This is a genomic window from Flagellimonas flava (genome assembly GCF_900129665.1).
In the GTDB taxonomy this organism is placed as follows: Bacteria; Bacteroidota; Bacteroidia; order Flavobacteriales; family Flavobacteriaceae; genus Flagellimonas; species Flagellimonas flava.
In genome coordinates this window covers 479,054-501,672 of sequence record NZ_FQWL01000002.1, presented here as the reverse complement: position 1 = coordinate 501,672, position 22,619 = coordinate 479,054, and the positions used below count along the sequence as shown (strand labels likewise).

24 protein-coding genes are annotated in these 22,619 nt (G+C 44.3%); 6 read left to right on the top strand and 18 right to left on the bottom strand.

The annotated features are described in order from the left end of the window. Window positions 1-74: 74 nt before the first annotated feature. Both BUC10_RS08105 and BUC10_RS08100 read left to right on the top strand, forming a co-directional pair. Entirely contained in the window at window positions 75-554 is a 480-nt protein-coding gene (locus BUC10_RS08105; RefSeq protein WP_073178202.1) for an ankyrin repeat domain-containing protein, read from the top strand. Window positions 555-626: 72 nt separating this feature from the next. Next, complete coding sequence (locus BUC10_RS08100; RefSeq protein ID WP_073178200.1) at window positions 627-1,397, top strand: nitrilase family protein; 771 nt, start codon at window positions 627-629, stop codon at window positions 1,395-1,397. Here BUC10_RS08100 and BUC10_RS08095 read toward each other — a convergent pair. Together BUC10_RS08095 and BUC10_RS08090 are read right to left on the bottom strand one after the other, a co-directional pair. Then, window positions 1,384-3,003, bottom strand: coding sequence for an Ig-like domain-containing domain (locus BUC10_RS08095; protein ID WP_073178197.1), 1,620 nt, complete (start codon window positions 3,001-3,003; stop codon window positions 1,384-1,386). The genes BUC10_RS08100 and BUC10_RS08095 overlap by 14 nt on opposite strands. Before the next feature lie 72 nt (window positions 3,004-3,075). After that, window positions 3,076-3,765, bottom strand: a complete 690-nt coding sequence (locus BUC10_RS08090; protein WP_245812799.1) for a ComF family protein — start codon at window positions 3,763-3,765, stop codon at window positions 3,076-3,078. Window positions 3,766-3,813: 48 nt separating this feature from the next. Between BUC10_RS08090 and BUC10_RS08085 the strand changes: the two genes are divergently transcribed. Further along, entirely contained in the window at window positions 3,814-4,710 is an 897-nt protein-coding gene (locus BUC10_RS08085; RefSeq protein ID WP_073178193.1) for a hypothetical protein, read from the top strand. 36 nt (window positions 4,711-4,746) lie between these two features. After that, complete coding sequence (locus BUC10_RS08080) at window positions 4,747-6,288, top strand: glycine--tRNA ligase (protein ID WP_073178190.1); 1,542 nt, start codon at window positions 4,747-4,749, stop codon at window positions 6,286-6,288. 66 nt (window positions 6,289-6,354) lie between these two features. On the opposite strand, the gene BUC10_RS08075 is transcribed toward BUC10_RS08080, so the two are convergent. From BUC10_RS08075 to BUC10_RS08050, 6 genes are all read right to left on the bottom strand, one after another. After that, a complete protein-coding gene (locus BUC10_RS08075; RefSeq protein WP_131819061.1) occupies window positions 6,355-8,121 on the bottom strand; it encodes a hypothetical protein in 1,767 nt (588 codons plus the stop codon). 120 nt (window positions 8,122-8,241) lie between these two features. Next, window positions 8,242-9,909: a formate--tetrahydrofolate ligase gene (locus BUC10_RS08070; RefSeq protein ID WP_073178186.1), complete on the bottom strand. Its 1,668-nt coding sequence runs from the start codon at window positions 9,907-9,909 to the stop codon at window positions 8,242-8,244. A 78-nt stretch (window positions 9,910-9,987) separates the two neighbouring features. After that, entirely contained in the window at window positions 9,988-10,515 is a 528-nt protein-coding gene (locus tag BUC10_RS08065) for a DUF4442 domain-containing protein (RefSeq protein ID WP_073178184.1), read from the bottom strand. A 138-nt stretch (window positions 10,516-10,653) separates the two neighbouring features. Then, the gene (locus BUC10_RS08060; RefSeq protein WP_073178182.1) at window positions 10,654-11,241 is read right to left on the bottom strand and encodes a DUF1287 domain-containing protein; all 588 of its coding nucleotides are present in this window, start codon (window positions 11,239-11,241) and stop codon (window positions 10,654-10,656) included. 8 nt (window positions 11,242-11,249) lie between these two features. Further along, complete coding sequence (locus BUC10_RS08055) at window positions 11,250-11,627, bottom strand: VOC family protein (RefSeq protein ID WP_073178180.1); 378 nt, start codon at window positions 11,625-11,627, stop codon at window positions 11,250-11,252. A gap of 2 nt (window positions 11,628-11,629) precedes the next feature. Further along, on the bottom strand, window positions 11,630-12,064 hold the full coding sequence (locus BUC10_RS08050; protein ID WP_073178177.1) for a GNAT family N-acetyltransferase: 435 nt from the start codon (window positions 12,062-12,064) through the stop codon (window positions 11,630-11,632). Between the two features lie 75 nt (window positions 12,065-12,139). Between BUC10_RS08050 and BUC10_RS08045 the strand changes: the two genes are divergently transcribed. Next, window positions 12,140-12,340: a hypothetical protein gene (locus BUC10_RS08045; RefSeq protein ID WP_073178175.1), complete on the top strand. Its 201-nt coding sequence runs from the start codon at window positions 12,140-12,142 to the stop codon at window positions 12,338-12,340. Between the two features lie 2 nt (window positions 12,341-12,342). Here BUC10_RS08045 and BUC10_RS08040 read toward each other — a convergent pair whose 3' ends face one another. The 10 genes from BUC10_RS08040 to BUC10_RS07995 all read right to left on the bottom strand — a co-directional run bounded on the left by BUC10_RS08040 (window position 12,343) and on the right by BUC10_RS07995 (window position 21,682). Beyond that, the gene (locus BUC10_RS08040) at window positions 12,343-12,639 is read right to left on the bottom strand and encodes a hypothetical protein (RefSeq protein ID WP_073178172.1); all 297 of its coding nucleotides are present in this window, start codon (window positions 12,637-12,639) and stop codon (window positions 12,343-12,345) included. A 118-nt stretch (window positions 12,640-12,757) separates the two neighbouring features. Beyond that, window positions 12,758-13,426: a hypothetical protein gene (locus tag BUC10_RS08035; protein WP_073178170.1), complete on the bottom strand. Its 669-nt coding sequence runs from the start codon at window positions 13,424-13,426 to the stop codon at window positions 12,758-12,760. Between the two features lie 156 nt (window positions 13,427-13,582). After that, window positions 13,583-14,395, bottom strand: coding sequence for a LytR/AlgR family response regulator transcription factor (locus tag BUC10_RS08030; protein ID WP_073178167.1), 813 nt, complete (start codon window positions 14,393-14,395; stop codon window positions 13,583-13,585). Between the two features lie 74 nt (window positions 14,396-14,469). Next, window positions 14,470-15,477 carry a metallophosphoesterase family protein gene (locus BUC10_RS08025; protein WP_084732589.1) on the bottom strand — a complete coding sequence of 336 codons (1,008 nt, stop codon included), beginning with the start codon at window positions 15,475-15,477 and terminating at the stop codon, window positions 14,470-14,472. 6 nt (window positions 15,478-15,483) lie between these two features. Continuing rightward, window positions 15,484-16,005 carry a YybH family protein gene (locus tag BUC10_RS08020; protein ID WP_073178165.1) on the bottom strand — a complete coding sequence of 174 codons (522 nt, stop codon included), beginning with the start codon at window positions 16,003-16,005 and terminating at the stop codon, window positions 15,484-15,486. A gap of 117 nt (window positions 16,006-16,122) precedes the next feature. Next, on the bottom strand, window positions 16,123-17,157 hold the full coding sequence (locus BUC10_RS08015) for an agmatine deiminase family protein (protein ID WP_073178890.1): 1,035 nt from the start codon (window positions 17,155-17,157) through the stop codon (window positions 16,123-16,125). 189 nt (window positions 17,158-17,346) lie between these two features. Further along, window positions 17,347-19,413, bottom strand: coding sequence for a TonB-dependent receptor family protein (locus BUC10_RS08010; RefSeq protein ID WP_073178162.1), 2,067 nt, complete (start codon window positions 19,411-19,413; stop codon window positions 17,347-17,349). Window positions 19,414-19,433: 20 nt separating this feature from the next. Continuing rightward, window positions 19,434-20,540, bottom strand: a complete 1,107-nt coding sequence (locus BUC10_RS08005) for a Gfo/Idh/MocA family protein (RefSeq protein ID WP_073178161.1) — start codon at window positions 20,538-20,540, stop codon at window positions 19,434-19,436. Between the two features lie 42 nt (window positions 20,541-20,582). Next, a complete protein-coding gene (locus tag BUC10_RS08000) occupies window positions 20,583-21,134 on the bottom strand; it encodes a cysteine hydrolase family protein (RefSeq protein ID WP_313785747.1) in 552 nt (183 codons plus the stop codon). 29 nt (window positions 21,135-21,163) lie between these two features. Beyond that, window positions 21,164-21,682 carry a hypothetical protein gene (locus tag BUC10_RS07995; protein WP_073178156.1) on the bottom strand — a complete coding sequence of 173 codons (519 nt, stop codon included), beginning with the start codon at window positions 21,680-21,682 and terminating at the stop codon, window positions 21,164-21,166. A 124-nt stretch (window positions 21,683-21,806) separates the two neighbouring features. Between BUC10_RS07995 and BUC10_RS07990 the strand changes: the two genes are divergently transcribed. Further along, complete coding sequence (locus tag BUC10_RS07990) at window positions 21,807-22,571, top strand: exodeoxyribonuclease III (RefSeq protein WP_073178154.1); 765 nt, start codon at window positions 21,807-21,809, stop codon at window positions 22,569-22,571. Window positions 22,572-22,619: the final 48 nt, after the last annotated feature.

Here is a 22,619-nt window from a genome sequence, read left to right as displayed (position 1 = left end):
GAGAAAATTAACCCTGAAAGACTGTCACTTCCGTAAAGGTTGTGGCAGTTTTTTTTATAACTTTCAACTATCTAATGGAAAGAAAAAAGGAGTTTTATAACGCGATACGAAACGGCGATGGACTGACCGTTTCGAACTTACTTGAAACGGACAAGAGCTTATTGTCTTCCAAAGATGAAAGGGGTTCAACGCCATTGATTTTGGCAACCTATTACGATCAAAAGGAAATAGCGGAAACCCTATTGCAAAAAGGTGCAGCAATTGATGATATGGATGGTTCGGGCAATACCGCCCTTATGGGTGTATGCTTTAAGGGTTATAGCGAATTGGCGAAAATACTTATTGAGGCAGGGGCCAATGTGAACCATGTTAATTCCATGGGTGCAACCTGTCTCATCTATGCGGCAACCTTCAATAAGTTGGAGATAGCTCGGTTGCTGTTGGATCATGGTGCGGACATATCCACCAGGGATGCCCGGGGAAATACGGCATTGGATCAGGCTAAAATGCAAGGAAGTCAACCCTTAATTGAATTATTGGAAACCAAAACTTAATCTAGGCCGAAAGCACATGAATCCAAAAGAACAGCTTAACCGAATCCCAAGTATATTTTGATTGATATTGCTATGGAGAAATTGAATTTGGCCATTATCCAAACCCATTTGCTGTGGGAGAACCCGAAGGCCAATCGAGCCATGCTGGAAGAAAAAATCCAGTCCATTACATCAAAGGTTGACCTTATCGTCCTACCAGAGATGTTCACCTCGGGTTTCACCATGAAACCTGATAAGATTGACACCGCAGATGGCCCTGCAACTTTGGATTGGATGAAATCCATGGCCAAAGCAAAAGAGTCTGCACTATTAGGGAGCATCATATATCAAGAAGGCGGTAAATATTTCAATAGACTATTTCTGGTAACTCCTGATGGATTGGTAAGTCAATATGATAAAAAACACACCTTTACTTTGGCAGGAGAGGATAAGGTATATGTGGCGGGAACCGATAGATTGCTGGTTACATACAAGGGATTCAAATTATGTCCAATGATTTGTTACGACCTTCGTTTTCCGGTATGGTCCAGAAATACCGAAAACTATGACGTGCTCATCTATGTAGCCAATTGGCCGAAACCAAGAATTGCTGCTTGGGATACCCTGCTTCGGGCTAGGGCCATTGAAAACATGAGTTACTGTATTGGTGCCAATAGAATTGGATTGGACGGGTTGGGCCATGAGTATCCGGGACATTCCGCGGTTTATGATGTCTTAGGGAACCCCTTGGTCTATTCAGAAAAGGAGGAAATATTATATACGACTTTAGATAAGGAGCATATTACTAGTCAAAGGAACAAACTAAAATTCTTGAATGATCGGGATGCGTTTAGTTTGAAATGATAAACGTCTGCTCCAATTCCCAATTGGCGCGTACGTCTATCACATCCGGATAGTAACTCACCCTTTCCGGCTGAATTTTTCTTAAATAGCTTCCGGTATCCCATTTCCCATTGCCATTGGCATCAAAAATAACACGTATACGATACTGGGCCGGATCTAAATTGTTGAACTCAAAAATCTGGGATTCCGGCGCAATAATCTCGCGTTGGGTCTCTCCATCATCGTTGGTGAGCTGCACAATCAAAGGGTACACAACATCACCCCCAACATTGACCCTAAGGTTTCCATAATCCGCAAAGCTACCTGTAGAGAACCGATAGTTCAAGGTATCATTTTGTATACCAAAAAAGTCGGTAATGGCTCCTGGCATTATCTCAAAGGAATACTTCTGGTTAGGTTCAATGGCAAAATCAAAATCGACTTTGTTCTCTATGGAATCCAACACCATGGTATAGGCCGCATTAATGGAGTCGCTCACAAAAAGGGCAATCTGATTGGTGTCCAAGGCAGCTATGGGGGTGTTGGCCAAAATGCTAAAGGCATCTTCAAAATTGAATTTTCCACGCACATTGCTACTAAGTTGTAACGAATCCAAAGGGAGTTTTCGGGTTTTGACCGTAAACGTATCTATGGCTTCCATCTTTTCATTGCTCACAGTAAAAACAATGGAATCTATATCGGTTGGGGTTAGCCAAAAATCCAAAGTATCCTTTTCCCGGTCCTTCCTGATCAGGGTCTTCACCGAATCTGGAAGTGTGGTCAGACTTTCAATCTTAATGTCCTCATGGTCGCCTTGATATCCGAAAAGAATATGGTTTTTAGCTACATAACTGGGAACGGAAATGTTATAATCGGGCTCTTCTAAAAATAGGTTCAAAAGATAAATAGAATCTGTTGGAATCGTAATTGTATCCTGTAAAAACCCAATCTTGTCCTGTCTTTGGTTAAATAGGTTATCCTTGTTGGCGTCTTTTAGGGCAACCAACGAATATTTGCCCGGCTTCAGGTTTTTCAAATGAAACAAAGGAAGACTATCCAAAGTGTTGGTAATATAATTGGGAACGGTCTTGTAAATGGTTGAATCTGTATAGGATGTATCAATTTCATAAAGCATAACGCTGATGAATTCGTCAGCCTTTCGGTTAAAGGCATCCTTTACAGCTCCAGATAGGGTCAAGGAATCGATATAAGTTCCTGTTGAAAACACATAACTCAAAAAACTGTTGGGGTTGCCCTCATTATTGTCCACGATGCTTTGCCCGAAATTAAAAGTGTAGGTGGTATTTTCCTTTAGGGTATCCTTAAGGACGATCTCTATATATTTTGCCGGTCCTCCTTGAGGTGTTATCTGCGGAGGGTATTTTAGGGGAGGTGAAACAATCAACTGGTTCTGTACATCACTCAATTTAATGAGCTCGTCAAAATACAGTCGAATTTTCTCGGCTTTGAACTCGGTAGTGAAGTTTTCGGGTTCTGTCCGCAACAATACTGGAGGGGTCAAGTCCTTGGGCCCTCCTGAAGGATTACTGCGCTGTGCGCATTGCCACAGGGCCAGTCCCATGATGAAAAGGAAAACAAAGCTCAACAGTTTTTTTAAGTACCGCATTCAAAAAACGTATGTGGGACAAAGAAACAACTAATTTAAAAAAGGGAAACACCCCTTAATAAAATTTAAACACTAGGGTACCACGGCCATGCTAAGCACCGAAATCTCCACATCTTCCATTTCCATCAATGTCTGTGCGCAAGCCTCAATAGTAGCACCCGTAGTGATAACATCATCAACCAACAGTATATGTTTGGGATTCGGAATTAAAACATCCGAAAGGGTAAAGATGTTGCGAGTGTTTTCCCATCGCAGCTGCCGATCTTTTTTGGTTTGGGTCTTAACATTGCGTTTTTTAACCAAAATATCCTCACGATATTCGGCTTGTATGGCAAGTGCAATATGTTGCGCAAACAGCGTAACCTGATTGTACCCTCTTTTTTTCGTTTTCTTGTGATGCAATGGAACGGGGATTACAATGTCAACAGTCTTCAAGTAATCTTCATTTTCTAGCAGGGCGCCGTACCATTCGCCTAAAAACGCTCCAATATGCTCCTGGTTCTTGTATTTAAGGTGGTGTAAAAGCTGTTTTACGATACCTTGTTTAGCGAAAAACAGGAACGAAGCCCCCTTTTTAATAGGAATCCTCCCATAAAATATACGGTCCACAAGGTTTTCTTCAACAAAATTGTGATCGGTGAGTGGCAGCTCATGTCGACAAACGGTGCACAATACACGTTCTCCTCTGGATAATTGCGCATTACATCCAAAACACACCATTGGCAATAGTATGTTGTGAATCTCGTTTAGTATCTTAGCCAACCTTTTAAGGATCAAATCTTATACGCGTTACAGTAGCCAATTAACCTCATGGATGCCCAGGATACCAATTTTAACTACAAGATCATCTTTGCTGCGCTTGTTGCGGTCATTGTAGGTATCCTTATTGCCTTTTATTACAGCTATGCCCAGTCCAAAAACCAAATGAATTTTTTGGAACAGGAGAAATCCTTATTGGTAAAAGACCTTACATTAATGAAAGCTGAGGTGGATCGGTTGTCTGGTCTAAACGAGGTGAACGAGATTGAGCTTCAGACATCCAGGTTCAAGGTACAACAATTATTGGATTCCGTGGGGCGACTCAATTTCAGCATCGTAAAACTAAAGGAAACTCGGAAGGAATTGCGTATGCTCGAGGTACGTTTCGATAGCCTAAAGCTCAAGAACAACTTTCTTCGCTATAACAACAGCCTTTTGGCCAACAGATACGAGGAGACCCGAAGACAGCTTGAAGAAGTCCGGGGCAGGGCCAGCAATATGGAAAAAGCCGAATCTTTGCTTCGCGAAACCAATCGGGAATTGGCGAGGGAACTCAAGATAAAGAGCTATCTAAAACTGCAAGATGCCGAGGGTAGTGGTTTCCGCTTACGTGCGGGCAGGCCTTTAAAGACCAATAAGGCATCCACGATTGAAAAACTAAGAGGGTGTGTAACCGTGTTGGCAGACCCCAACGAAGATGGTAATGTTAAAGTGCTATACCTCCAATTTTTGGACCCGAACATGTCGGTTATTGAGGACAATGCTAGCACCATTTCTGTAAGCGGCAATACGTATAGCAAGAAAGTTGAGATTGTTTACTCTGGTCGGGAAATTAGCATTTGTGATGCGATTACCGTCCCGGAAGGCTCCCTTGCTGAGGGAATCTACACACTGAATGTGTTCGAAGACGAAAGACTGCTGGCTTCCACCGAATTTCAATTGAAATAAAACTCCCATTTTTAGCTAAAGTTCTATTTTTGCCGCATGGCAAAACAAGAAGACGTTTTTAAGAAGGTCATTTCCCATGCCAAGGAGTATGGGTATGTGTTCCAATCCAGTGAGATTTATGATGGTTTAAGTGCAGTTTACGACTATGCGCAGAACGGGGTGGAACTGAAAAAGAACATCCGCGAGTACTGGTGGCAGGCCATGGTGCAGCTCAATGACAATATTGTGGGTATCGATGCCGCCATTTTTATGCACCCCACCACCTGGAAAGCCTCTGGTCACGTGGATGCCTTCAATGACCCGTTGATAGATAACAAAGATTCCAAAAAGAGATACCGAGCCGATGTCCTAATAGAAGACCATGTCGCCAAAATAGAAGCAAAAATTGATAAGGAAGTGGCAAAGGCCGCCAAACGTTTTGGGGACAGCTTTGATAAAAAGCAATTCTTGGAAACCAACCAGCGCGTTCTGGATTATCAAGCCAAGGCCGATGGCATTCTAAAGCGTATGGGAAAATCCTTGGAAAATGAGGATTTGGCCGATGTGAAAGCCCTGATTGAAGAACTGGGAATAGCCTGTCCGTTGTCGGGCTCAAAAAACTGGACGGATGTAAAGCAGTTCAACCTCATGTTCGGCACCAAGTTGGGAGCTTCTGCGGATTCTGCCATGGACTTGTACCTAAGACCGGAAACTGCCCAAGGGATTTTTGTGAACTTCCTTAATGTTCAGAAAACGGGGCGGATGAAAATTCCGTTTGGGATTGCCCAGACTGGAAAAGCATTTAGAAATGAGATTGTGGCCCGTCAGTTTATCTTTCGCATGCGGGAGTTTGAACAAATGGAAATGCAATATTTCATCAAACCTGGGACCCAACAGGAGTGGTATGAGAAATGGAAGGAAAAAAGATTGAAATGGCATTTGTCCTTGGGCATGGGAGAGGACAACTACCGTTTCCACGACCATGAAAAATTAGCCCACTATGCCGATGCCGCGGCGGATATCGAATTTAAGTTCCCATTTGGTTTCAAGGAATTGGAGGGGATCCATTCCCGTACCGATTTTGATTTGAGCCAGCACGAGGAATACTCCGGGAAGAAGCTCCAATATTTCGATCCAGAGGAAAACAAGAGCTATGTACCCTACGTTCTGGAAACTTCCATTGGATTGGATCGTATGTTCTTGGCCGTGTTCTCCAACTCTTTAAAAGAGGAGGAATTGGAAAATGGGACTACGAGAACGGTATTAAAGATTCCTGCGGTTTTGGCTCCAACAAAAGCGGCAGTACTACCGTTGTTAAAGCGTGATGGCTTGCCAGAAGTTGCCAACAAGTTAATCGATGAACTTAAATGGGATTTCAATGTGATCTATGACGAAAAAGATGCCGTGGGCCGTAGGTACCGAAGACAGGATGCCGCAGGAACACCTTTCTGTGTTACCGTAGATCACCAAACTTTGGAAGACGATACGGTAACCATCCGACATAGGGATACCATGGAGCAACAACGGGTACAATTATCCGAAGTAAAAGAGATTATCTCCAAGGAAGTGGATATGCGGTATTGGTTGCAGAGGATATAATCCCAATACTATTGTAGTAAAAAAGGTCCCTAAAAGGGACCTTTTACTTTTTCTGGGATTGTAAGATTAATTGCATTTTGGAGGGAGGTAGCGCTGTGTTCCTGAAATAGTTGCATGATAAGAACCATCTACCATTTGAAATCCTTGCTCTATTCTCGAACCATTTGGCATACTACTAATGACATACCCCTCATGTATTGTGTACATATAATTGCCTGTTAGTTCGTGGTAAATCTTGGTAGACTTTGTATGAACAGCACTTTTGGGTGTTTCTTTCCAATTGGAGCGAGAGGCTTCTCTCTTAATTGCTGCTAAAAGTTGATTTGCCAAGTTGTTTTTTGATCCTTGGACAGGGCCATAATTGCTTCCCCCAGTGTTACATAATACTCGCCAGCTTTCGGCAGTAATTTTCATTTTTAAGGGGCCTGAATCTGCGATTTCGATTTGTAAAGGAAAGTCTTCTTTTTTTTCAGAACCCATAACATTATAATTAACTATATATCGTTTTATTCTAAAATCATGTTCTCCGTAGCTTGGATTTTTTGCAAAAATCCCTTCAATCCCTTCTCTAAATGCATCCTGGGCGTCACCTTTTGATTCGAAAAATGGTTCTCTATAATGCTTCCAGGTATTAGTTGCTTCTGCATCATCCCCTTTGGTAGCTCTAAGAAAGTCCTTACCCACTAGCTCTCCATTAAAGTATAATTCTGTTTTAATCGCACCGCCACCTTTGCCGGCCGGAGGAAACCCAGTTAGCATTAGATGCTCCATCATAGTCCGATTATCTTTATTAAACATTCTTAACCAGACATCTTGACCTAAAATGAATGAGTTTATGAATTTGATATTATCTGAATTGTCCTTTCCGTCAATCTTGCCATTTGCATAAATTGGCCCTTGGGTAGAAACCAAAAATTTACCTAAGTTCTTTCTCGTAAAGGGATCCAGATCTGCTCGATCTAATTTTTCCATACTTCTTTTACTCATGAGCTCCTGAAGGTCCGCTTTACTTTTTTTATTGCTGAAAAATACCACGGCAACTGGCTTATCTCCTTGAATAAATGCTAATTGATGATATTCGACATTACCCTTGTCATCTTTTTTTGGTACTATAACGGCTTGGCCTAAACCTTCAAAATTTACTCCGACTGATTCAGGCATAGGTCCATCAGCTTTATATTTTAATTGCCCTTTATAGGTGCCAAGAGTACCTTTGATTTCAAAATCTTGCTTATTGGAATATCTTTCAAAGGAAGAAGTACCAAATACCAACTCGTCCCAAACCCCAGTGCACTCATATTTTCCAATTGGCAGGTAGGAGGAATTTGTCTTTTTTTCATCAATTGCACTTTGCGCTTCATCCATTTCATTTTCTAATGCAGACGTGTCACAATTAGGATCTCTGGTTTTGATTTTTTCTAACCATTGAGATTCGACTCGTTTAAGAATTCCCTCCATTTCTGCAATGGCTAGTGGTTCTGAGTCTGGCTCAGGGGTCATTATTTTTGCTAAATCTTTTCTCGCAAGCTTGAAATAAGATTCGGTGTTCTTGCAGCCTTCTTCACCTTTCCCCTCTTTATGGCCGATGGATTGAGAAGCATTTCCTTTTGTGGTTGAGGAAGTTTTACTCGCTGTAGTCTTTGAGGTTGTGGTCGGTTTGGTAACCGAGGGTTTTTGGGGAACGCTCTTTTTGGTATCAGGTTTAGCGTCTATGGCTTTTTCAACTTTCTTTTCCGCCTTTTTTTTGAGCTTGCCCAAAAGTTGTGCTTCCGTATTTTGCATACACCCGAATCCAAAGAAAAGGGCAGCCACTAGGGTCAATGTTGTTTTCATGGGAGTTTGTTTTTGGTTTATTCCCATGAATATGCGTAGAAAGGTCAGCTTTGCACCCGCCCACTTAACGGATACCCCATTTGGGTTGATCAATACCCCTTTTGGGTTGACGGAAGGTGTTTAGAACAAGCCGGTAATCTCCCCATCATCGTTTACATCAATGCCCTCGGAGGAAGGTGTTGCAGGTAAGCCCGGCATACGCATAATGTCCCCGGTAATGGGAACCAAAAAGCCAGCTCCAACTGCAATTTCTATTTCCCGAACGGTAATGATAAAGTCTTTGGGCCTACCCAACAACTTGGGATTGTCCGATAGGGATTTTTGGGTTTTGGCAATGCAAACAGGCAGATGGTCCAGCCCCAAGTTGGCAATCTTTCGCAAATGGGCCTTGGCCTTGGAGGTGTAATCCACGTGCTCGGCCCCATAAATTTCCGTGGCTATGGTGGCAATCTTGTCCATCACGGAGGATTCCCAGTTGTACAAGGGGGTAAAGTTGGATGTTCCGGACTCCACTACTTCAATAATATGTTGCGCCAGTGCTTCGGCGCCCTCGCCCCCTTTGGCCCAAACTTCGGCCAAGGCCACACGCACCCCTTTGGATTGGGCCAGCTCTTGTATCACTTCAATTTCTTCATCGGTATCCGTCACAAAACGGTTGATGGCAATTACTGGAACTACATTGAACTTGGCTATGTTCTCCAAATGTTTCTCCAAGTTGGGCAATCCCTTTTTCAGGGCATCCACGTTGGGTTCGGTCAGGGATTTTAAGTCGGCCCCGCCATGGTATTTTAAGGCCCTAATGGTTGCGGTAAGCACCACAGCTTTAGGTTTTAATCCCGCACTTTGGCATTTGATATCGAAGAATTTTTCGGCCCCAAGGTCAAATCCAAAACCAGCTTCGGTAACGGTATAATCGGAATGTGACATCCCCATTCGGGTGGCAATCACAGAATTGGTCCCCTGTGCAATATTGGCAAATGGCCCGCCGTGGATAATGGCCGGATTCCCTTCTATGGTCTGCACCAAATTGGGCTTGATGGCATCTTTAAGCAAAGCGGTCATGGCACCTTCGGCCTTTAAATCCTTGGCATAGATGGGTTCCTTGTCAAACGTATAGCCCACAAAGATGTTTCCCAGACGCTTTTTAAGGTCGTTAAGGTCTTCGGCCAAACAGAGAATAGCCATAATCTCGGAAGCGGCGGTAATGTCAAAACCCGTTTCCCGTGGAATCCCGGATGTGGTTCCGCCCAAACCCACAATGATATGGCGAAGCGAGCGATCGTTCATGTCCATCACCCGTTTCCACCCAATGGTTCGTGGGTCTAACCGAAGCGAACGGGTCTTGCTCTGGATATTATTGTCGATGACCGCCGAGAGGAGGTTGTGTGCCTTTTCTATGGCTGCAAAATCGCCCGTAAAGTGCAGGTTGATGTCCTCCATGGGCAATACCTGGGAGTGGCCACCACCGGTGGCACCACCTTTAATCCCAAAAACAGGGCCTAGAGAAGGTTCCCGAAGTACTACGGTGGTCTTTTTGCCCAATCGGTTTAAGCCTTCGGTCAAACCAATGGACATGGTAGTCTTTCCCTCCCCTGCCGGGGTAGGCGAAATGGCGGAGACCAAAATGAGGTTGCTTTGTTCTGCTTTTGCCTTATCAATTGCCTGTAAAGGCAGTTTGGCCTTGTACTTTCCGTACATTTCAATAGATTCTGGATCGACCCCAAATTTTTCGGCAATGTTCTGAATGGGTTGTAGGGTAACGCCTTTGGCGATTTCCAAATCGGTCATAGGTAGCTGTTTTGTATTAGTCAGGAGAACGAAAAAGCATTTCGTTTTTCACCTTACAAGATACTACAATCGGGGGAGTTATTTGGCTTCTTTGGCCGCTCTTTTCTGCTTAAAATAAGCCTTGTCCGCCACATAGATGGTTTTGTTTACCTCGCAGAACACCTTGCTTTTATCCTTATTGACAAGTTGGGTGATTTTTTCAATTTCCACCTCGTTTTTCTGGGCTACTTGTGTTTTGATTTCCTCCAATTCCTCCAAAGTATAGGTGAACTCGGCATACAAATGTTCCCTGGCCGGGCGCCTAAACCGAATTTCGGCGGCTTTGTCCCAGACCACATAATCCTTGCCCAACAGATTCATGAGCTGCACCATGGGAATGGGATCCACCGCGGAGAACATACTGCCCCCAAAAATGGAATTGACATAGTTTCGGTTTTTCCATGAAATGGGAAGTTTTACCTGAATGTGGAGCAAATCCTCGGATGCCTTTGTAATTCTACCCGTACTCCTCCGGTACATTGGTGAGAGATTGAAACCGTACTTAAATAGAGTATGTTTCTTAATGAACTTGGTTCCGATGTTGGTAAGCTTTTGGTAGAAGGACAAGAGAGAAAATTTAGGGATTAAAAGCTAAAAGTAAGGTCAGTTCTAGTTTTTTCCAAAGGAAAAGTACCTGTCTGCCGGATTGCAATTCTCAATACAGTTTTTTCGCATCGCTTAAAAACCACTCGAATTGACGAGTTTCTAGCGATTCGGCTTGTAGGCGTAATGCCCGATGATTTTATAGTCAAAAAGCAGGTCTTCCACCACCTGTCCCCGGCCAATGTTGTGGACGATCAGGGGGCGTTTTCCATCTCTGGATTTTTGGTCCACCACAATGCCAATATGGGTGATGCCAACCCGAAGGTTCCAGCAGACCACATCTCCGGGGAGGTAATCTTTGGCGTTTTGGGAGATGGGCTTTTCGGCTCCTTGTCGTTTAAAAAAGGTCATGAGGTTGGGCACACGCCTATGGTCAATATTGGTATCGGTGCGGGATAGGCCCCAGATTTTGGGGTATACCCCAAAGTTGGCCTTCATATCTTCATGCACTTCTTTTTGCAGGTCGATGCCCACTTTTCGGTATGCCCTTATGACCACATCTGTACAGACACCCTTATCGGCGGGCACATCCCCATTGGGATAGGCAATGGAAAAATAGGAAGGGTCGTACACTACCCGTTGCTGGGTAAGCTCCATAGCGGCCTCCACCAAATCGGAAGTTTGCACTATGGTTTGCGCCCATCCCCATTGGAGGGCCAACAACCAAATGATGAAAATACGCTGCTTCATTCGGTATCTTATTTAACTTTCCAGGGTGGATTTAACCGGTTCTCCCCGGCATGGTAGAGAATGATCTGGTTGCCGTCCGGGTCTTTGAGTCGGGCCTCTCGCCATAGCCAGGGTCGGTCGCTGGGAGGCTCGTCAAAAGAGATGCCTTTTTGTACGAGTGCTTCCACCTGTTCATCCAGATTGTCACACTCAAAATAGACATAGATGCCGTCGCCCTTGGGCAGTTCCTCCACCAAATGAAGAGAAAAGGACGACCCACCATCTGGGCAGACAAAACGGGCATAATGGGGCGGTGCCTTTACGATGGGTTGCAGCCCCAGTTTTTCATAAAAAACCACGGAGGTTTCAAGGTCTTTGGAAGGAACAGTGATTTGATTGAGGTTCATGTTTAGGTGTTTTCCAGGTTGAGGTAATACATGCCACTTGCAGAGGCCACAAAGCCCAGTTTTTTGTACAGGTGGATAGCGCTTTCCCTATGGTTGGCGGTAAAGAGGAGTACATCGGTAAGGCCTTTTAGGCGGGCAATGTCCAGCAGTTTTTCCACCAGAAGTCGCCCAATGCCCCTGCCCCTAGCGTTGGCATCCACTACCACATCCTCGATCCAGCCCTTATGGCCAGAGAGTACACTGTACGAAGCTAGGGCCGCCATGCCCAAGATGTGATTACCTTCCTTGCAATAGACCAGGCTGAGCTGGTCTGCCTCGTCTAAAACCTCCGACACCGGAAGTGCTTCCTTGCGATCGGTTAACTGCCGGAACAGATTGGCCATTTGCTGATTTAGCTCCGGGGTGAGGTCTTCCGGGGTAAGGAGGTGGAGGGTCATAGGTTTGACTTTGTTCCTTAAAAATACTACTAATTAGTAGTTACATGGATTAAAAACGCTTGCTACATTGCGTTTATGTTGACACCTACCCAAATCGAAAAGTTAAACACCTTGATCACCGATGGCTATGGCACTCCCGAACGGGTAGCCCAACGTTTGCATGATCTTGTTTTTATGTTGCATTATCTGGAGGAAGAGGTTTTTTCCCGAAGGGAAGTTCAAAGCGCAGCGGATTTGTTGCGGAGTTTGGGGGAGGTTCTTTGCAAATCAACCTAACACTATTCACTTTTTGTACCGGCCTCCTTTTTGTTGTTTAAGGATGAAATATCCACTGCGGCAATGATCACAAAAACCAAGAAGATAAGGCCACCTACGGGAATGGTGAACATGCTTAACCAGGGCAGGACCATCCAACTGCAATTTCCTTCATGACAGGGTTCCCCGGTTTGCCACTCGCTGATCCAGGCGCCTACCAACCCAATGATCAAAGGAGAAAAAGCCAAAAAGCCAATAACGACAGACCAAATGATCAGTCGGGTATAGAGGTGTTTTTTGTGTTTGATGATAATTCCCATGATGAAGATATTGCAAAGTGAAAGGGGAGCTTGTATACCCAAATATAGCGATTAGACACCATAAACCGTATAGATATCATGAACCCTCAATAGGAGACGACCTAACTACCGTGGATGCTCAAGATCTTTTTGGGGATTTAGGCAATCGTTTTAGACCATATCGGCTTACATAAAACATAAACCCAAAGATGATGGCCATGCTCAAGGCCGAGGGAATATATTGGCTGTGGGGTTGGTATTCGTCCAGTACGGTGCCGCTAAATGCGGATAAGAGGGCAGAAAACGCACTGGTCATTTTATAGATGTGCTCATAGATCCAAATCCGATTTTGGACATATCTTTTTTGCGGAATGAGGTATCGTAAAAAGTCATAGGCAACAACAAGTACCAAGGCGCCAACGGTGCTGTAGATAATAATGGGGGACCAGATCATACCAATGGATTTAAAATAATAGAGGAAATATCCCAACACTAAAAGGCTGGTAAGGGCCATGAGCATATCCAGCTTTTTAGGGATGTTGGTCTTGTTCAACAATACCCGGTAGCCGGAAAAGGACACATAACCGCTCAGTACGGTAATGACCAGTAGAAAGGTGTTTCGGCCAAACACAAAAACACCGATAAGTCCAGTAAGGATGACCACGGAAATCAGTTTTAAAAAAAAGCTTCCACTCTTGTTGTGGGTCTTGCCTCCTTTTACGGTCAAAAGAGCAACCAATCCGAGAAGCAGCCCAAGCGACCCCGTGATGATATGAACCAAAATGTTTGTTTTATGTACTATTTCCATGAGATTACTTTTTAGCTGCAAATAATTGAAATCTAAAGGCTTGCGAAAGTAAAATCTGGCGAGGTACCCAATAGATGGGTGAGCGGGATACTTTTATGGGCGAGTGAAATCCTAGATTTTAGGAGTGGCGCTTTTCAAGCTTAGGAAAACTAATCCTTACTCTAGCTTAATGAGTTTCCGGATGGTGGATGCATGACTCTTGCTAGTGGATATTGGTTCCAATTGGGCCGATGCAAACACAATGAGATAACGCCCGTTCAAATGTGGCTTTATTTGTTGGATGTGACTGGAGTTGACAATATACTTTCGGTGTACCCGGGAGAAATCATTGCCCAACCGTTTTTCCAAAAAGAGGAGGGAGTAATCACAAAGCCTTTTCTTTCCCTTGGTATCGTATACAAAAGAGTAATTATCGTAGGCTTCAAAGTAAACAATCTCAGCAATGGGAATAAGCAAAATGTTCTGACCTTGTTTTGCCGGAACACTGGTAATGGGCTCTTTTGCGGTTTCATTTTTAGTGGCGTCCGAATCTTGGTCTAGTGAGCTTTTGTTTCGAAAAAAGAAGTCGTATCGAAAAAAACTGAAGCCTAGAATCAGGGAAATAATTCCGTTAAAGCCATACATCTTTCCAGAGGAAAAAGGTTGAAAAGTTTCGTTTCCAAACACCAACGACCGGATGCTATGCTCTATCTCCGTGGCCAACACACCCACAAAAAAGAAAAATAGAATGAGGACGGTATACAATTTCCAAGTTGGGTCAATTCGGGATTTGAGCCAAGATTTATTCACCCCGATTGCTACGAGGCTGTAGCCAATGAGCAAACTGGTTGACAGGGACTGTACGCACCATTGAATCCAGTTGAGGCCATCGTTCGTGATATAATTGGCGGTGCCTATTCCGATACCTACCAGCAGAATATGCGGTAAGAATCGGTTGGCTTTTTTAAAACTGAATGTGGTATCGCCCATAACCCGTTCAATGCTCCTGTTAAATATAGGCGATAACAGGAAACCAAAGACGATTTTGGGTTGGTCTACGGGATTTATTTTTTGTGCAAGGTCTTCGCTCCCTTTGGTGCTTGTCCTGTTTCATCCAGAATCCCTTCCATCTTTAAGTGGGTGACAACAGGTTTCTTGGCCATCCGAACCAGGGTGATATGATCGAAGGATAAAGAGTCCGTTGGGTCTTGTCCTCCCCCTGTAGTACCCAAAATGGTATAGTCCCTGCCATGGCGCTCCCTGTGGGAAAAAGAATGGAAATGCCCATTGATCACCGTGTAGGGCCGGTTGGACAGCTCCGCCTCCAATTGTCCCAAACCCTTATTGCCTTCGCGCATCCAAAGCGGTTTGTGCATCAAAACAAAAGTCCAACGAACGTTTGGGTATTTGGTGAGAACTTGCTTAAAATAATTGAGCTGGTCAGTACTCATGCCGCCCACTCGGCGTTCCTCCATCTTAAAATAATCGGTGTCCTCGTAGGCTCCTTCCAACTCCCCATTGATCACTTTAATGGCCGTGGCTCGGGCCTCATAAATTTCCATCATCCTTTTTTCTTCGTAGTCTTCGGAATCCATCATTAGAAAGAGTACATCCTCATACACAAAGTGGTAGTAGCGTGGCCCAAGTCGGTTCTTCCAAAAGGTACGCATGGTAGGGTTGGTAAGGTCGTGGTTGCCGCCCAAGTAAAAGAAGGGCATGTTAAGTTTGGCAGTACGGGCATCAAAAGAATCCCATTCCCTGGTGAGTTGGTCCAAATCTTCAGTGCCGCCATCTATTAGGTCGCCCACACTTAGCACAAAAGTCGGGTCCAATCGATTTAACTGGGCTACAGCAGTACTGTAAACACCTTCGCGTTCGCCTCCATTAAGATCAGAAATGATTCCAAAGGTGAAATCCTCTTCCTCTAGCTCAAAGGTGTCACTGGTCCAAGGCGTTGGGCCATCAGTAATATCATATTCAAATTTGGGTTGTGGAATTGGGGTTGGTTCCGGCGTGGTTTTGCAGCTTGTGATGTATAAGAAGCAAAGGATTACGGCAAGATAGATTCTCATAGTTATTTAGTTGGTGTCTGTTGTAGCAATGGGGTCGTTCCAGATTAGGCGAGCCAATTTCCATTCGCTGTTCTCATTCTTTTTAAGGACATTGAGGTAGTTGCCGGTATTGGAAAAAGTTTGTTCACCATAGGTAAACACAAGGGTAAAACGCCCACGCACATAAGCGATGTTGCCCTGGCCATCTACCTCGTCTGTAGTAGAGGTAAATTGGGTCACTTTAGAGGGTAGGGCGTCCGCAGGCCACCAGAATTCTTTGATTGCGGCAGGACCTTCAATAGGCATATCCCCATGATGCGGAATTAGAACCACATCCGGGGTAAGGGCGGCCATAATTTGTGTGGAATCACCAGCCAACCAAGCGTTGGTATAGTTTTTTCGAGCTGCTTTAATGGCGACAATATCTGTTTCTGTAAGTGATTGGTCAATAATGAGCGGCGCTTCTTCTTTTTTTGGAGCACATTGAATCGCCAAAAGGCCCATGAAAAATAAAACCAGGAGGCGAATACTCTTTTGTGTTGGGTACATGCTTAAGGGTTTAGGTTGCCTACCAAAGATAGCGTACCGCTAAGGTCGTTAAATTAGAGGAATGTTAAAAAAAGACCATTTGCATCGGGGCCATGGCCAGCTAAGTTTGAAATAAGTCTACCCTTTGGGTTGCTGCTGTGTAACACAGTGCACCATACCTCCATTGGCATAAACGTTTCTAAAATCTATCCCCACAACTTCTCGGTTGGGATACAGTTGCTGCAAAAGTTGAATGGCCGTAGCATCGTTTTCATCATTATAGGTGGGGACCAAAACCTTGGTATTGGCAATGTAATAGTTACAATAGGAACCTTTATAGCCCAAATCTTTTCCGTAGGTGGTACGAACGGTGTTTTGGGTCAAGGGAAGTTTTAAAAAATTGTAGGCCTTGCCAGTTTTATCGGTAGCCGCAAACAACTTTTTAATATCGGATGGGGTAACATCGAACTGTTCCAGGTCTTCTGGTGCCATGGTAACTATGGTATGTGCATTTCCAAAACGGGCAAAACCGTCTATATGCTGATCGGTGATTTCCAGACCGGCCTGTCCATCGAGCCATACAAAATTGGTGGCCCCAAGGTATTTGGTAAAAATCTGTTCCACTTCTTTTTGGGTCATGCCAGGGTTTCTATTTGCATTTAAGATGGAGCTTTTGCAGGCCATTAAGGTGCCATGACCATCCAGCTCTACGCTTCCGCCTTCATTGACCAAAATAGTGTTGAGGTCGACCACTTTTCTGTTCTGCTTTTGACCAATCTTCTTAGGAATGGCGTTGCAATTTTTATAATCCGCCTTGCCTCCCCATCCATTAAAGCCCCAATCCTGGATTACCAAATTTCCTTCTTGATCATGGACATAAATTGGACCATTATCCCGAATCCAGAAATCGTCGTTGGGAGCTATGGTGAAATCCACATTTTTTAGATCTACAGAACTTGCGGTCAGCAGATTTTTGATCCTTTCTTTTTCCTTGGCGTTATAGGTTACGATATGAACCTTTTCGCTGGAGACGAGCTCTCGGGTCATCTCCACCCAAGTTGGGTCAAGGTCGTTCCTGAATCTTTTTCCATATTGAAAATGATGGGGCCACTGCAACCATGTGCCTTCGTGTTGAATGCTCTCCTCCGGGAAGGTGTATAAAATCTCGTTCATGGTCTTAGTTTGCGTTGGGATAGGGTTAATGGTGGATGACACGGTAATCACCAGTAGGGTTAAAAAAATGGGGATGTTTATTATCGTCAAGCTCTTCATGCTGTTTTACTTTCCACCAAGGAGATGCATTTTCTACTACTGTTACACTTGCAGTATTTCTAAAAGTTTGGGGTATGCTGTTTTTCGGACCTATAACTGATATCCCAAGGTCACCCCGCCATAAACATTGCGGCCGTTCCCTGGATAAAAATAGCGAGGTGCGGCTCCACCAAAGCTTGAAGCATTAATCAGCACACTTTGGGCATAGTTGGTATCAAAAAGGTTGTTGATTCCAGCATTTAAGCCCAATGAGACCCGGTTAGACAGACTGGTCTGATAAGCGAGTTTGGCATGAAAAACATTAAAGGATTCACTGTTCAGGGAGTTATCATCCCGCAGCGGAATCTCATCTACAAACTGATGGGTGAGATTGAACCGAAGGCCGTTGGAATGACGGACATCCAGACCAGAACTGATACGGTGTTTGGGAACCCCGGTTAAAGGGTTGCCTGAAAAGTCATTGTCTTCGTCCACAAAATCCACAAAACTATGGTCGTTCAGAGTATAGCTTAGATAAGGGGAGAGGACCACGGCTTCACAAAGTTTTAGAGCATATTTGATATCCAACTCCAATCCTTGATGACGGGTCTCGCCAGCATTGCGACCAATAAATTGGTCTTCACCCACCCGCTCTTCCACGAAGAGATCATTAATTGTCATTCGGTAAAGGGTAAAATCCAAGGATAAGCTTTTCTGAAACAAAGTAAACGCACCCCCCAATTCCAAATTGACGCCTTTTTCCTGTTCAATTTCTGGGTTTATCAGTCCATCTGGAGTTAAGGTTTGCTCCAAACTGGGATTGGAAAAACCACGACTTACATTAGCGTATAAACTTCCTGTCGCCAGCTGATATTGTATCCCCAAATTGGGTAAAAGTATGGCATCAAAATCTCGCTCCGCGGAAGTATTACCATCTCTGGTATTAAAAAGATCTCGGTAATCAAAACTTGTGCTGTTTAATCCCAATCCTACTTGTGCATGTAGCTTGTCCGTTAAAGGATAGGTGTAGGTGGAAAATAAATTAAGTTGGGTACGAAATTCGAGATTCATGCTCAAACGGTCACCTTGAAGACTACCATTGCCGTTGTTATCAGCAAACAAATTTTGAAAGGTGCCCCAGTGGTACTCGTCTTTGTAAAGTTCCGCCCCAAGCACATAATCTCCACCAAGGAAATTACCTCCCTCAAACTGGGTTCGTAGTCCAAAACCATTGGTGAACTCATCCAAAATATTGAAAGGGCGGGGTTCGTAATGGTCCAGATAGGTATAAAAAATACTGGTGGTGTTTTTAAGGTTTTCAGTGAACTCTTGGGAATAGGATAGCCCTAGCAACGTATATTTATTGGCTTCAAACCCTTGTGCGGCTAGCCAATTTCCAGCTGCACGGGTGGGGTCTTCGTCAAAATCAGTTTGGTTGATGGAGCTGGGAATTTGCGCGGTGTAATCAATATGGTTCACAAGAAGCCCCAGACTACTTTTTTCTCCAAGTCTGATTTTGGATGTTAATAAAAACCCATCCCGTTCAAAATTGTTGTTTTGACGGTACCCATCTGTTTTAAAATGATTGTAGCTGAAACCTAGTTCCAACTTATCATCCGAATGTTGGAAACTGAGATTGTCCTTGACCATTCCAAAAGACCCTATGGTGAAGCTATTGCTTAGTCGGGTCTCATCTTCAAAAGGAAGCTTAGTGTCCAACATAATAGCTCCTCCCAGGTTGGCGCCATAAGCAGTAGCCTTTGGCCCTTTTATGACCTCCATGGAACCCAGGTTTTCAAAGTCGAAGGCTTCAATCGTAGAAGAGCCTGCCCCATCTGTAACGGGAATCCCATTGAAATACAAACGAAGCTTGTTTGTCCCAAATGGAGTCCGGGCACCTACTCCGCGGATGGTAATTCGGTTAGTATTTAAGGCACCGGACAAAATATAAACTCCAGAAACCTGGTTGATGGCCGAAGCAATGTCGATGGGATTGAATTTTTCAAAAGTTGTGGGCCCTAGGGTAGAGGAAGCGGTAATGCCCACAGCACGTTTGGGAACCACATCTTCCAGCAAAATGATTTCATCCAATTGGGTTATGGAGTCTTGTTGAACTTCCTGAGAGAACCCAAAGAAGATGGCCAATAGCAGGAATAGTGGGGATAAGAAACCTTTCATATAGTTACAATTCTTGGGAGTTATTTTTTTAGGGTGATGGTTTTTCCTTTTTTGGCACTTTTACGGGCAGCATCCAAGATTTCCATAACCACCAGATTGTTTTCTATGGAGTACAAATTATTGGGCGGTAACTGAATTTTATTTCGTACCACAGCTTCCAGAACGGAAAAAGGGTCGTTATGGGGAGCAGGACGTTCTTTCAACACCATGGTTTCCTCGTCATAGCCGTCGTACCCTTTGGCCATGCGGATACGAAGCGTATTTCGGTTGTCGGCATAGAGGGCGCCGGTAAGGCCGTAGATTTCCATGTCTTTTCTGCCCATGGGCCAGTTCCAGGAAGGCTCCAAAATGGCTTGTGCATCGTCATAGGTGAGAATAATGGTAGCATCATCGTCCACCTTGGGATTGTTTTCGGCCTGCAATTGTTGGGTTACCGCGGTCACGGTATTGGGACGTTCCCCATTTCTGAGCCAGGTCATTAGGTTGGCACCATAGCAACCAAAATCCATGATGGCGCCGCCACCATTTTCCACGGGGTCAAAAAGCCAATCCAAAAATTCTTGGTTGATGCCTAGTTTGGCAGGTCCCCGGTGCCCATCGCGAACGATTACTTTCCGCAGGTCTCCTACCTTACCTTGATCCAGCAGTTCCTTTGCCTTATGATTGGTGGGGTACCAAGTAGTTTCGTAATTGGTGAGGAGGTGAATATTATGCTTTTGGGCCAATGCCGCCATTTTTTTGGCGTGGTCCAAGCTTACGGCCATTGGTTTTTCCACCATCACATGAATACCTTTTGGAGCGCAGGTTTCCACAACTTCCAAATGGTTGTAGATGGTACCGAAGGCAGTTACGGCTTCCGGTTGGGTTGCGGCTATCATTTCATCCAAGGTGTAATAGACCAAATCCATGGAATATCCATATTGATTGGCATAACGTTGGGCTAAATCCCGATTGGGTTCCACCATGCCCACCACTTCAACATCTCCCAAATCTTCCCGGCCCAAAATCCAATGCACATGGGTATGCGTAAGACCAGCGATACCGATGCGAAGCGGTTTTTCTTGTGAAAAGCTTAAGGGGACATTCAGAATGAAACAAAAAAGAAATACTAGGACTGTGCGAAGCATGAAATAGTTATTTGAAAGATGCTGTATAAAAATAAGAAGGAATCAGCCAAGTTCCTCTAACAAAGTTTGGGTGTTCTGTACGGTGGCAAACTCGTCTTTTAGGTTGGCCAGTTCCAAACTATGGGTGAGTTCTGCGGAATAGTTCTCGCCATTGATTCCGGTTTTGTTGAAAGCGGCAGTAGCATCGGAAACGAGGGTAACGTTAAAACCCAAATTGGCTGCCATACGGGTAGAGGTGGAAATGCAATGCTCGGTAGTTAAGCCAACAATCACTACATCGGTAATCTTTTCGGACTTTAAAGTGGATTCCAAATCGGTTCCTATAAAAGCACTGTTCACCGATTTTTGAAAAATGGGTTCACCCGCCTCGGGTTGTACCAAGGGGTTAAACGCGTTGCCAGGTTTGGATGGATGTAGGGGCGAGTTTGGATTGGTGGAACAGTGCTGCACGTGGAAAACAGGCAGTTTCTTGGCCCGAAATGCTTTTAGGATTTGTGCCGAGTGAACTTCAGCATCCGGATTGTTCCGTTCTTCCCCGTAGTAATCTTGTTCTTGGAGTCCCTTTTGAATGTCAATTAAGAGTAAGGCTTTCATCGGCATGGATTAAGCCTTAAAATTACGGCTTAAAACCGAAAACCGACAGACAAAGCACCTCGGAACATAAAGGTATCTTGGAAATCTTCGGGATTGATATTTCTTCCCACACCACCATAGAGTTCCAGAGTAAAATTATCGCTGGGGGTTACCCATTTATTGCCCAATCCGAGTCCTAAGGCCACGGTGCTGAATTTATCATCCCTAAAATTGATGGAATCCTCCAAATCCTCCTCCTCCCAAGTATAATACAAGCCAAAGGCCTCCACAAAGAGTCCACTTCTGGGCTGGTATCCAAAATAGGCACGGAGGTTGGGACCAATACCAAAGTCACCATTATAGTCCGTGGCATCGTTATCAAAATAAACCGTTCCTCCAATGCTGGTGTCCTCGGTAAAGTAATACTCGTAGGACCCCTCTACGGAACCCGTGGCCAAGAAAAGTCCGGCATTGAACTTGAGTTCGTGGTTGTTGTCGAATCTGGGATAAGCTTGACCATGCATTAGATAGCCACTCAGCAAAAATCCCAATAACACTAGCTTTTTCATCTTCAAGAGTTTAATTCGAACTTGTAGAATCAATTAGTGTTCCAAAGTTAGGACGAAAAGGGATTCCAAGGAATTTCAATTTCCCAGAGCGCTATACATTGGTTATTTTTATCAAAACTTAAGCATGAAGATAGCGTCGTACAACGTCAACGGAATTAGGGCCGCACTCAACAAAGGATTTATAGAATGGTTACAGGCCGTTGGGCCGGATGTCATCTGTCTTCAGGAGACCAAGGCCATGAAGGAACAAGTGGATGTTTCCCTGTTTGAAGCCGCTGGGTACAAACACCATTATTGGTTCAGTGCCCAAAAAAAGGGGTATAGTGGGGTGGCTTTGCTTTGCAAGGAAGAGCCCGATCATGTGGAGTACGGTACTGGAATTGATTATATGGATTTTGAAGGCCGAAACATTCGTGCCGACTATGGGGACATCTCGGTGATGAGCATGTACCTTCCTTCCGGGACCAATATGGATCGTTTGGAATTTAAGCTAACCTATATGGCCGATTTCCAGAAATATGCGGACAAGCTAAGAAAAGAACGCCCAAATCTTGTCGTATGCGGGGATTACAACATTTGCCATGAAGCCATAGACATCCATGATCCTGTCCGCAACAAGAACGTTTCCGGATTCCTCCCAGTGGAGCGGGAATGGATCGGGAACTTTATCAAAAGTGGGTTTATTGACAGTTTTAGGCATTTCAATCCGGAACCTCATAACTATACCTGGTGGAGTTATCGTGCCAACTCCAGGGCCAACAATAAAGGCTGGCGTTTGGATTATGGTATGGTGAACGAGTCGCTCAGGGAACGACTAAAGCGCTCCGTAATTCTTTCGGATGCAAAACATAGTGATCACTGCCCAATTCTGCTTGAGATAGAAAAATAACAATCACTTTAAAATCGTGAATTGGGATTCGCTATTTTTGCTGTCTCA

What these genes read in the sequence shown, in the direction of transcription:
- BUC10_RS08105 (WP_073178202.1), top strand. Translation starts at nt 75, where the DNA reads ATGGAAAGAAAAAAGGAGTTTTATAACGCGATACGAAACGGCGATGGA.
- BUC10_RS08100 (WP_073178200.1), top strand. Translation starts at nt 627, where the DNA reads ATGGAGAAATTGAATTTGGCCATTATCCAAACCCATTTGCTGTGGGAG.
- BUC10_RS08095 (WP_073178197.1), bottom strand. Translation starts at nt 3,003, where the DNA reads ATGCGGTACTTAAAAAAACTGTTGAGCTTTGTTTTCCTTTTCATCATG.
- BUC10_RS08085 (WP_073178193.1), top strand. Translation starts at nt 3,814, where the DNA reads ATGGATGCCCAGGATACCAATTTTAACTACAAGATCATCTTTGCTGCG.
- BUC10_RS08080 (WP_073178190.1), top strand. Translation starts at nt 4,747, where the DNA reads ATGGCAAAACAAGAAGACGTTTTTAAGAAGGTCATTTCCCATGCCAAG.
- BUC10_RS08075 (WP_131819061.1), bottom strand. Translation starts at nt 8,121, where the DNA reads ATGAAAACAACATTGACCCTAGTGGCTGCCCTTTTCTTTGGATTCGGG.
- BUC10_RS08070 (WP_073178186.1), bottom strand. Translation starts at nt 9,909, where the DNA reads ATGACCGATTTGGAAATCGCCAAAGGCGTTACCCTACAACCCATTCAG.
- BUC10_RS08060 (WP_073178182.1), bottom strand. Translation starts at nt 11,241, where the DNA reads ATGAAGCAGCGTATTTTCATCATTTGGTTGTTGGCCCTCCAATGGGGA.
- BUC10_RS08055 (WP_073178180.1), bottom strand. Translation starts at nt 11,627, where the DNA reads ATGAACCTCAATCAAATCACTGTTCCTTCCAAAGACCTTGAAACCTCC.
- BUC10_RS08050 (WP_073178177.1), bottom strand. Translation starts at nt 12,064, where the DNA reads ATGACCCTCCACCTCCTTACCCCGGAAGACCTCACCCCGGAGCTAAAT.
- BUC10_RS08045 (WP_073178175.1), top strand. Translation starts at nt 12,140, where the DNA reads ATGTTGACACCTACCCAAATCGAAAAGTTAAACACCTTGATCACCGAT.
- BUC10_RS08040 (WP_073178172.1), bottom strand. Translation starts at nt 12,639, where the DNA reads ATGGGAATTATCATCAAACACAAAAAACACCTCTATACCCGACTGATC.
- BUC10_RS08035 (WP_073178170.1), bottom strand. Translation starts at nt 13,426, where the DNA reads ATGGAAATAGTACATAAAACAAACATTTTGGTTCATATCATCACGGGG.
- BUC10_RS08030 (WP_073178167.1), bottom strand. Translation starts at nt 14,395, where the DNA reads ATGGGCGATACCACATTCAGTTTTAAAAAAGCCAACCGATTCTTACCG.
- BUC10_RS08025 (WP_084732589.1), bottom strand. Translation starts at nt 15,477, where the DNA reads ATGAGAATCTATCTTGCCGTAATCCTTTGCTTCTTATACATCACAAGC.
- BUC10_RS08020 (WP_073178165.1), bottom strand. Translation starts at nt 16,005, where the DNA reads ATGTACCCAACACAAAAGAGTATTCGCCTCCTGGTTTTATTTTTCATG.
- BUC10_RS08015 (WP_073178890.1), bottom strand. Translation starts at nt 17,157, where the DNA reads ATGAACGAGATTTTATACACCTTCCCGGAGGAGAGCATTCAACACGAA.
- BUC10_RS08010 (WP_073178162.1), bottom strand. Translation starts at nt 19,413, where the DNA reads ATGAAAGGTTTCTTATCCCCACTATTCCTGCTATTGGCCATCTTCTTT.
- BUC10_RS08005 (WP_073178161.1), bottom strand. Translation starts at nt 20,540, where the DNA reads ATGCTTCGCACAGTCCTAGTATTTCTTTTTTGTTTCATTCTGAATGTC.
- BUC10_RS08000 (WP_313785747.1), bottom strand. Translation starts at nt 21,134, where the DNA reads ATGAAAGCCTTACTCTTAATTGACATTCAAAAGGGACTCCAAGAACAA.
- BUC10_RS07995 (WP_073178156.1), bottom strand. Translation starts at nt 21,682, where the DNA reads ATGAAAAAGCTAGTGTTATTGGGATTTTTGCTGAGTGGCTATCTAATG.
- BUC10_RS07990 (WP_073178154.1), top strand. Translation starts at nt 21,807, where the DNA reads ATGAAGATAGCGTCGTACAACGTCAACGGAATTAGGGCCGCACTCAAC.